The following is a 7,676-nucleotide window of genomic DNA, read 5'->3' as shown; positions in this document are numbered from 1 at the left end:
GTCCTTCTCGGCCTCCACTTTGCCCTTGCCGACCTTTTTCCCGTCCTCCAGTTCGCGGCTGATGGCCTTGTACCCGCCCGAAACGACTTCTTCGCCCTCTTTCAGTCCTTCGATGATTTCCACATGGGAATCGTCGGAGATGCCCCGCTTGACGGGAACCATCTTTACATGGTCGCCTTCGACGACAAACACAACCTCGATCGGTTTCGGCGCCTCACTGGCCTTCTTCTCCGTCTTGTTGGTGCTCGACCCGCTTGCAGAGGAAGCATCGGCGGCCATTGCGGAACCTGCGGTGTTCCCGGCCAGAACAACCCCGTTCGTCCGGCCTTTGCTGGCGGGTTCCTTGGGCAAACGCGTCGTCACGCTCTGAATCGGGACGGAAAGGACGTTGGTGCGGTAGCGTGTCTCGATCTCCGAGGTCACCGACATGCCGGGACGGAAATTTTCCTTTTCGTTGACGTGTATCTTCACCTGAAACTTGGTCGCCTCCTGTGAACTGCCGCCACCTCCGCCCGACGCCGCGGACAGGCCGGAATCGTTTGATGAATTGGCAATCTCGGTGACGGTCCCGTCGAATTTGCGGTCCCGAAACGCGTCCACCTCCAGTTTCGCCTTCTGTCCGGGCTTGATCAACACGACGTCGATTTCGCCGAGATCAACCCGCGCCTCCATTTCATTCAGGTCGGCCACGATCATAATTTCCGTGCCGGCCATCATGGAGGTGCCCACCACGCGTTCGCCCAGCCGCGAGTTCAGTTTGCTGATCGTTCCGTTCAACGGCGACACGATGGTCGTCTTTGCCAGTTCCTCCACGGTGCGTGACAACGACGCATTGGCGACATCCACCTGATGGATGGCGGATTGATACTGGGCCTTGGCAACGTCGAAGCCGGTCTTGAATTCGAGGAAGGTTGATTCGGAAACCAGTTTGGCGCGGAGCAGCTCCTCGTTCCGCTTGAACTCGAGTTCAGCCTTTTTCATGTTGGCTTCGGCCAGGTCCCGGCTCGCTGAGGCGGACATATAACTGGCCTCCGCCGATTTGCGATTGGAGATATAAACATCCGGGTTGATCTTCACGAGCAGATCGCCTTTCTTTACCGCCTGCCCCTCCTTGACCGGCAGGTCAATGATTTCCCCGCTGACCTCCGGACTGATCTTCACCTGCAACACCGGCTGAATCTTGCCGTTGGCCACGACGGTCTCGGTGAGGTTGCGTCGCGCGGACTTCTCGACCTGGACGGTGATGACCGGCTCGCGCTTCCGGAACACCGCGGCCACCGTCAGCCCGACCAGGACGAGTCCGATCGCCGTAAAAATGACGATTTTTCTGCGTTTTTTACTTTTTGGATTTGCCATTTGCGTTCCCCGAAAGACACCCGATATCCAGGTTTTGTTTCAAGTAATAGAGTCTGTTGCGGCGGATTTTGTATGTTTTTTTCGATCAGGCCCATTACAAGGCCGGACTCGAGATTGTAACCTGTCTCACCGCCCCCACCCCGGCAGGGTTGATACAAGCACCCGCACCACCCAGATCGCAAACAACCAGGTCGCGGCTTTGCCGAAAGAAGCGCCGCTCAACTTCGACAGTGCCACCGCCAGCACTGCAAGATACCAAAGCATCATCAGGTTTACCTGCGAAAGGAGGACGTGCAATTTGTTGGCTGGATTGAAATCATGTACCAGCAATACCGGCCCGGGTGTCATCGCAATGTTCCCCATCACGACGGCGAGAAGCATGGCGATCAACCCGCCCAGAACGTTTATCATCCCGGCAAGGGCCGCGATCTCGACCGCCTTCATATATGAAAATGAGCCGCCAAACGGCGCGATTCGGTCGATGAGCAGCGCAATCGCGATTGCCACAACAAGAATCGCCGTGGCCGTCAGAAGAGCGACGAGCAGTCGCGACACCAAAGATTGCCCTCCGGTCAGTTGGAACGCCATCAAACCCGCGGCGCAGCCTGCGAATGCTGCTCCGATTCTCCGAGGCCACCGCTTTGCTTCGGACGGCTTTGCTCCGATCAAGAATAACGCCAACGCGATCAGAAAAACATAAGCAAAACCCCCAATAACGGCGCCGATCGAGCCGATGATCTTCAACACAGTGGGACTCGAGAATATCTCCATGAACGACGCCGCCTGGTCCGCTTGCTGTTGAGTAATTATGCCCGCGGCGACCTGTTTCTGCACGGCTGTTTCCTGCGCTTCTCGTATCGAATGAACGATGCTGTCCTGCGAAAAAACTACAACCGAATAGATGATGCCGATAAGGCAACTCAGAAGGACCGGGACCAACCAGGTGGTGGTCTGTGTTTTGGCCGATTTGACTTCGTCGAACACGTCGCCCGGGGCGGCGAACACGTTGAACAAACGACCGGCCAGTGAACCGGCGGGAGGTTTGTTTTCCCCGGCGGGAACCGGTGCAGTGGCGGTTTCCATGTTGGTATGGGTCTGAGTTAATCGGGCTTCAGGACATTGTCACGTTGGGAAAACCGTGGAGGATTGTCAAGTTACGTTCCGCGCAACCTGCAGAAATCCACAAAAGGCCGCGACCCGCGACCTGAACGGCGGTTCATTGCGGATTCGACCAACCGGCTCCGCATTCGTCACGCATCTTTGGCGCGCCACTCGCGCCGGTTCATTTCAGTTCCGCACTGCTCCACCGTTCGCCCGCTCGCAATACGCGATGTGGCTGGTCCAGATGTTCACATCCGGTCACAAATTCGTCAGGCGCTGCCGTATTAAACTCGAACATCTCGAAGTGGCACGGAATCGCCAGCCGCGCCCCGATGTCCCTGGCCAGTTGCGCCGCCTCGCGTCCCCAGAGATTGCCATCCACCCGCCGCTCCCGCAGACGCCCGTTGATTGGGAGCAACGCGACATCAATGCGCCAGCGCTTCAACAAATCGCTCATGCCGTCGTAGAGCACCGTGTCGCCGCTGTGATAAACGGACCATTCGCCGAACTCGACGACGTACCCGAGAAATCGGTGCCGGCCGCCGGCGTCCTTCTCCAGTTGTTCGTGCGCCGCGGGAACTGCATGAATCCTGAACGGGCCGATCGTCGTGAACTGCCCTGCCTCCAGGCCGCGCGGCAGTTCAATCGGAATCTTCAACCGGTCCACGACAAACTCGCGATTGGCCTCGGGAATCACCAACTCCGCCTTGGGATTGGCGCGCAGCAATGGCATCAGGGTCTCGGCGTCGAGATGGTCGGTGTGATTGTGGCTCGACGTGACAACGTCCATGAAATTCAGCCGATCCGGCGCGACAACGCGCTCCGTCATCCGCACATGAGGCTTGTCGGTGCCCGCGTACTTCTTCGTCAGCGATTCGGAAAGATATGGATCGAACAACAAATGCCGGCCTTGCCACTGGAGAAGGAAGCCGCTTTGGCCGAGCCACCAGAGATGGAAATGCCCGGAGTCCTCGCGCGCCGCCGCAACATCGGCGAGGAAAGCGTCGTCTTGAAGCGCGGGTTTGATCATGTTCCTGGACCGCGATCGAAAAGCGGAATGCTGGAGTTGTCGTTCCTCAAACGGAGAGTTCCTTTCGAACCTTCTTCACCCCGTCCACCATGTTCTTCAGCTTCTGTTTCGCCGCCCAGCGCGCGGTCTGGCTCAGGCCGCAATCCGGCGCGAATGACAGGCGCTCCGCGGGCGCATGCTTCAGGCACGCGCGCACGCGATTCGCGACGTCGTCCACGGTTTCGATGTAATAGCTCTTCACGTCAATGATCCCGACGGCCACGTCTTTTTGTTTCGCGATCTCGCCGATGATTTCCAGCTCGGCGAACTCGCGGCTGGCCATCTCGACGTGGATTTCGTCCACCATCAGGTCGTTAAACGCCGGAAACATTGGCGCATAGCGGCGCGGGCCGACCGCCCGGCCCTTGAAATTGCCAAAGCAGAGGTGGGTTGAAAGTCGGCACTTGCGATAGATGGGGTTCACGGTGCGGTTGAAAATATCAACGAGGCGCTTGGGATCCTCTCGGTGCGCGTAGCAACTCATTGAAGGCTCATCCACGCATATCTCCTGACAGCCTGCCCGCACCAGTTCCATGAGCTCTTCGCGGACAATCGGCAACAAGGCTTCGGTAAGCCAGTAACGGTCATAGTACCGCTGGTTCGGCACGATGCGTCCGCTAAGTGTGAAAGGACCGGGAACGCTGGCCTTGAGCGCGGTTCCGCGATCCGGCTCCCGCGTTCCCGGACCGATTGCCGCGAGTCGATGCAACCGCTGAAAGTCCCGCACGGTTCCCAAACCGCGCGGCGCGCGAATTTCACCGATGAGTTTATGGCGACCGCGTTGATCGTGCGCCGGCGGGCCAAACCGCCGCGGCGGCGCCGACTCCAGTTCGATGCCTTCGAGAAACCCGTAAAACGAAAGGTTGAAATCAAGGCGCGTCTGTTCGCCGTCAGTTATAACATCGAGGCCCGCGTCCAACTGATCGTGAATCGCGATGGAAACGGCATCCTCAATGAGTTCCTCGCGGTCCGTCTCGCCGAACTTGTCAAGGTTCTGGCAAGCGAACTCGAGCCAGCCGGGGAACGGGTAACTGCCGATCACGGTCGTTCGCAACGGTTGTTCTTTCATGAGCCTTTCTGTTTTTCGGCGTTGGTGCGGACCGGACTTATTCCTCCGCTGGTCGGTTCAAATGCCCAGATCCTGATAAAGTCGCGCCAGCCGCCGCGCGTGTTCGTCGTACGCGGCTTCAAAAATCGCCGCGGATTTTTCCGCGCCCGCGATCGCGCCGGCCACCAGCACCCTGGGTGGTTTGCCGGCCCGCGCTAGCCGCAACGCCACTTCCGCCTTGATCGAGTTCACCAGCAAACAACCGCCCACTGTCGAGCCGGGAGACACGCGCGCTTCCAGGCCGTCAACCTGCACCATGGCGTCGCCCACCGGCGCGCCCGTGTCGAGCGTGAGGTCGGCGCAGTCGTGAAGTTTCCTTCCGTTCGGGTGCCGACTGCGGCTGGCATCGGCGTGTTTGCGGCTGACGATGGCGACAACTTTGATTCCGCGCTCGCGAAAATGTTCGGCCATTTCAACCGGCACCACGTTGCAGCCGCTTGACGATGCCACAAGAGCGGAGTCCTGCGGCGAGAGGTTGAAGTTCCTCAAAATCCTGGCCGCGAGTCCGCTGACGTTCTCCAGGAACATCGCCTGGCGCTGTCCGTTCGGGCCGACGACGAGATTGTGAAAACTCAGCGAAAGCTCGACGATGGGGTTGAATCCCGGAAATGACCCGTAGCGCGGCCACATTTCCTCGACCAGAATCCGGCTGTGCCCCGAGCCGAACAAATGCACCATCCTCCCCGCAAGAATCGTTTCCGCAAACCAGCCGGCCGCCTGTTGAATCGCCGCCTGCTGTTTTTCGACGACGGCGATCAATTCCCGGCATTGATCGAGATAGTCGGCACCTGGAGTCACGGCGCAAGGATAGCGAAGACCCGTCGCGAGAGGAAAGCCAGATTCTGAGAAAAGAAGCCCGGCGGACCGAGCTACCACGCCTTCCGCACTTCCGACTTCTCCTCATGGTAATCCACCGTGCGGCGCACAATAACCTCGCGGCCTTCGAGGTGCCAGTCAACGCCGTGCGTGAACCAGAGCCCGTCGGTCGTCCGTTCACGATCGAAGGCGTAATCAAATTTCCAGATCGAGCCGACCAGGCCGCCCACCACGTTAACTTTTTCCGTCAGATGCACGGCAACCTTGACGAGCACCGAGTCGCCTTCATCCACCCACAACCTGCCCGCGGCCTTGTTGATGAAACGGTCCTTGATGTTCCGCTCCGGGAGGTCTCTGCTCCGCGGCTTGAATTCAAGCACGAGCGCGGAACGTCCATTGACTGTTTCGCGTCCTGCAACCGTGAATTGAAAGCGGCCAAGGAGGTCGCCATTCAGCGCAAAATCCTTTTTCTCGAAGGCCTTTCCACGAACATTGGAACTGGCATCCGTAACCGGGCCCTTGTTCCCGGGGTTCTTTTCCGGTGTTGCCTCCGTTTCCGACGACGGGCGGAACGCGGCCGGGACGACTTCCGGATTGTTCTGACTTCTTTTCTCCTCGCGCTTCTTCAGATCGCCACGAGCATTCCGGTACTCGGTCACCTTCGCTCGCGTGTAGCGGTAATGCTGATTGAAGGCGCGGTCATTTTCATTCTCCTTTTCCGAGGTTTCCACGACTCGCTTGAGCACGGCATCCACGGACGGCAACGACGCCTCCGCAGCCTGCTGCGCGCCGGGAAAGGTAAGGACGTTCGCCAAAATCATCCACGCCAGCGGTGTCAGAATCGTTTTCATCCGTCCAGACCGGGATTTAGATGCCGCACTGATTGTCGCTATTCAACTCAATCCCGGCCAGTCAAATCCCGCACGCGTCCCGCCGTCTGGCACGAGCACACTTCGAGAACGATCCGGGTTCGCTCGATTCGAAGGGCCGCTCCCATGAAGAGATGGACAACCGGGATTCCTTGCGCGCGGACCGACTGCCCGGAACGCAAAGAATTTTCCAAAGGGGCGCTGAATCTTCTCAAGGCTGGCGCAACCGGCGTCCATCGAGAACATGGTTGCTTTGCGCCGCAACTGGGCGAATTTGTTCCGAACGATGGAAGCCTCAGAGATCATCTTTTGTCCGTTCTGCGGCCAGCGCGTGGAACTGGTCGTTGACACGAGCGTCACGTCGCAACGCTTCACCACGGATTGCACCGTCTGCTGCCGACCGTTTGAAGTCATCGCCGAGTGCGAACCGGGCGAGATCCTGAGTTTACAAGTGGTGGAAAGTTGAAATCCGGCGAACAGCGCACATTTCGTCGGGAATCAGGGTCCATATTTCCTTATGTTCTTTACGGTGGATTGTCGCTAACGTTGCCCTTGCAACATTGAATCTATGACACCGAACAAAATTCTCTGGATTTATATTGTGCTCCTCTTTCTGGGAGGCCTGGTCGGCTATCTCAAAGCGGGCAGCAAAATGTCCCTTATCATGGCGGCTGCGTTCGCGGCTGTCCTGAGTTTGTGCGCCAGCGGCGTAATATTTCAGCCGCGCGTTGCGGACTTGTTCGCGGACGTCCTGCTGGCGGTGCTGCTGGTGTTCTTCGCCGTTCGCCTGACCAAAACAAAAAAGTTCATACCGAACGGACTGATGTCCGTTTTGAGCCTTGGCGCGCTGGTGCTGCGGCATTTGAAACTTTAGGCGCCGGTTCGACGGGACAGACCGCCGCGCTCCCCGCGATTCTGCCATGAACTCCTCCCTGCACGTATGGCAGATTCACTCGTCAATTGTCCAAGCGCTTCGTTCTGGCAACCGGCTCGTACTCGTCGCGCCCACGGGTTCGGGCAAAACGACACAGGTGCCGCAGATGCTGCTCGATGCCGGTTTGGTCGGCGCGGGAAAGATCGTCGTCCTTCAACCGCGCCGGGTTGCTGCCCGAACCGTGGCGGCGCGCGTGGCGTGGGAGCGCGGCAGCAAATTGGGCCAGGAGGTGGGCTACCAGATCCGCTTCGACGACCAGACCTCCCTCGGCACACGAATCTGTTACGTCACCGAGGGAATTCTGCTGCGCTGGCTTCAGGATGACCGGACGTTGTCGGACGTGGGCGCGGTGTTGTTTGACGAATTTCACGAGCGCAACCTGTTGAGCGACGTGGCGCTGGCACTCGTAAAGCAGCTTCAGCA

General features: G+C 58.8%; 9 protein-coding genes. 3 read left to right on the top strand and 6 right to left on the bottom strand.

What is annotated here, in order from left to right; translation table 11 throughout:
* From VN887_18020 to VN887_17995, 6 genes are all read right to left on the bottom strand, one after another.
* A partial coding sequence (locus VN887_18020) for an efflux RND transporter periplasmic adaptor subunit (GenBank protein ID HXT41911.1) occupies positions 1-1,356 on the bottom strand: 1,356 nt, incomplete at its 3' end.
* Between the two features lie 126 nt (positions 1,357-1,482).
* Positions 1,483-2,439 carry a hypothetical protein gene (locus tag VN887_18015; GenBank protein ID HXT41910.1) on the bottom strand — a complete coding sequence of 319 codons (957 nt, stop codon included), beginning with the start codon at positions 2,437-2,439 and terminating at the stop codon, positions 1,483-1,485.
* A 199-nt stretch (positions 2,440-2,638) separates the two neighbouring features.
* Positions 2,639-3,487, bottom strand: a complete 849-nt coding sequence (locus VN887_18010) for an MBL fold metallo-hydrolase (protein ID HXT41909.1) — start codon at positions 3,485-3,487, stop codon at positions 2,639-2,641.
* 46 nt (positions 3,488-3,533) lie between these two features.
* Complete coding sequence (locus tag VN887_18005) at positions 3,534-4,595, bottom strand: methionine synthase (protein ID HXT41908.1); 1,062 nt, start codon at positions 4,593-4,595, stop codon at positions 3,534-3,536.
* Positions 4,596-4,652: 57 nt separating this feature from the next.
* The gene (locus VN887_18000) at positions 4,653-5,432 is read right to left on the bottom strand and encodes an SIS domain-containing protein (GenBank protein ID HXT41907.1); all 780 of its coding nucleotides are present in this window, start codon (positions 5,430-5,432) and stop codon (positions 4,653-4,655) included.
* Between the two features lie 71 nt (positions 5,433-5,503).
* A complete protein-coding gene (locus VN887_17995; protein ID HXT41906.1) occupies positions 5,504-6,301 on the bottom strand; it encodes a hypothetical protein in 798 nt (265 codons plus the stop codon).
* Between the two features lie 262 nt (positions 6,302-6,563).
* Here VN887_17995 and VN887_17990 point away from each other — a divergent pair, with 262 nt between their 5' ends.
* From VN887_17990 to VN887_17980, 3 genes are all read left to right on the top strand, one after another.
* On the top strand, positions 6,564-6,785 hold the full coding sequence (locus VN887_17990) for a CPXCG motif-containing cysteine-rich protein (protein HXT41905.1): 222 nt from the start codon (positions 6,564-6,566) through the stop codon (positions 6,783-6,785).
* A gap of 102 nt (positions 6,786-6,887) precedes the next feature.
* On the top strand, positions 6,888-7,193 hold the full coding sequence (locus VN887_17985; GenBank protein ID HXT41904.1) for a TMEM14 family protein: 306 nt from the start codon (positions 6,888-6,890) through the stop codon (positions 7,191-7,193).
* Positions 7,194-7,239: 46 nt separating this feature from the next.
* The coding region (locus tag VN887_17980; protein HXT41903.1) for a DEAD/DEAH box helicase at positions 7,240-7,676 on the top strand (437 nt) is incomplete at its 3' end.

Origin of the sequence: Candidatus Angelobacter sp., from assembly GCA_035607015.1 — a bacterium.
Classification (GTDB): domain Bacteria; phylum Verrucomicrobiota; class Verrucomicrobiia; order Limisphaerales; family AV2; genus AV2.
Note: the sequence above shows the minus strand (reverse complement) of the source record. Positions and strands in the feature narration are given on the sequence as shown.

Coding starts and splice junctions, on each gene's coding strand:
- VN887_17990 (HXT41905.1), top strand. CDS start 6,564: ATGGTTGCTTTGCGCCGCAACTGGGCGAATTTGTTCCGAACGATGGAA.
- VN887_18010 (HXT41909.1), bottom strand. CDS start 3,487: ATGATCAAACCCGCGCTTCAAGACGACGCTTTCCTCGCCGATGTTGCG.
- VN887_18015 (HXT41910.1), bottom strand. CDS start 2,439: ATGGAAACCGCCACTGCACCGGTTCCCGCCGGGGAAAACAAACCTCCC.
- VN887_18005 (HXT41908.1), bottom strand. CDS start 4,595: ATGAAAGAACAACCGTTGCGAACGACCGTGATCGGCAGTTACCCGTTC.
- VN887_17995 (HXT41906.1), bottom strand. CDS start 6,301: ATGAAAACGATTCTGACACCGCTGGCGTGGATGATTTTGGCGAACGTC.
- VN887_17985 (HXT41904.1), top strand. CDS start 6,888: ATGACACCGAACAAAATTCTCTGGATTTATATTGTGCTCCTCTTTCTG.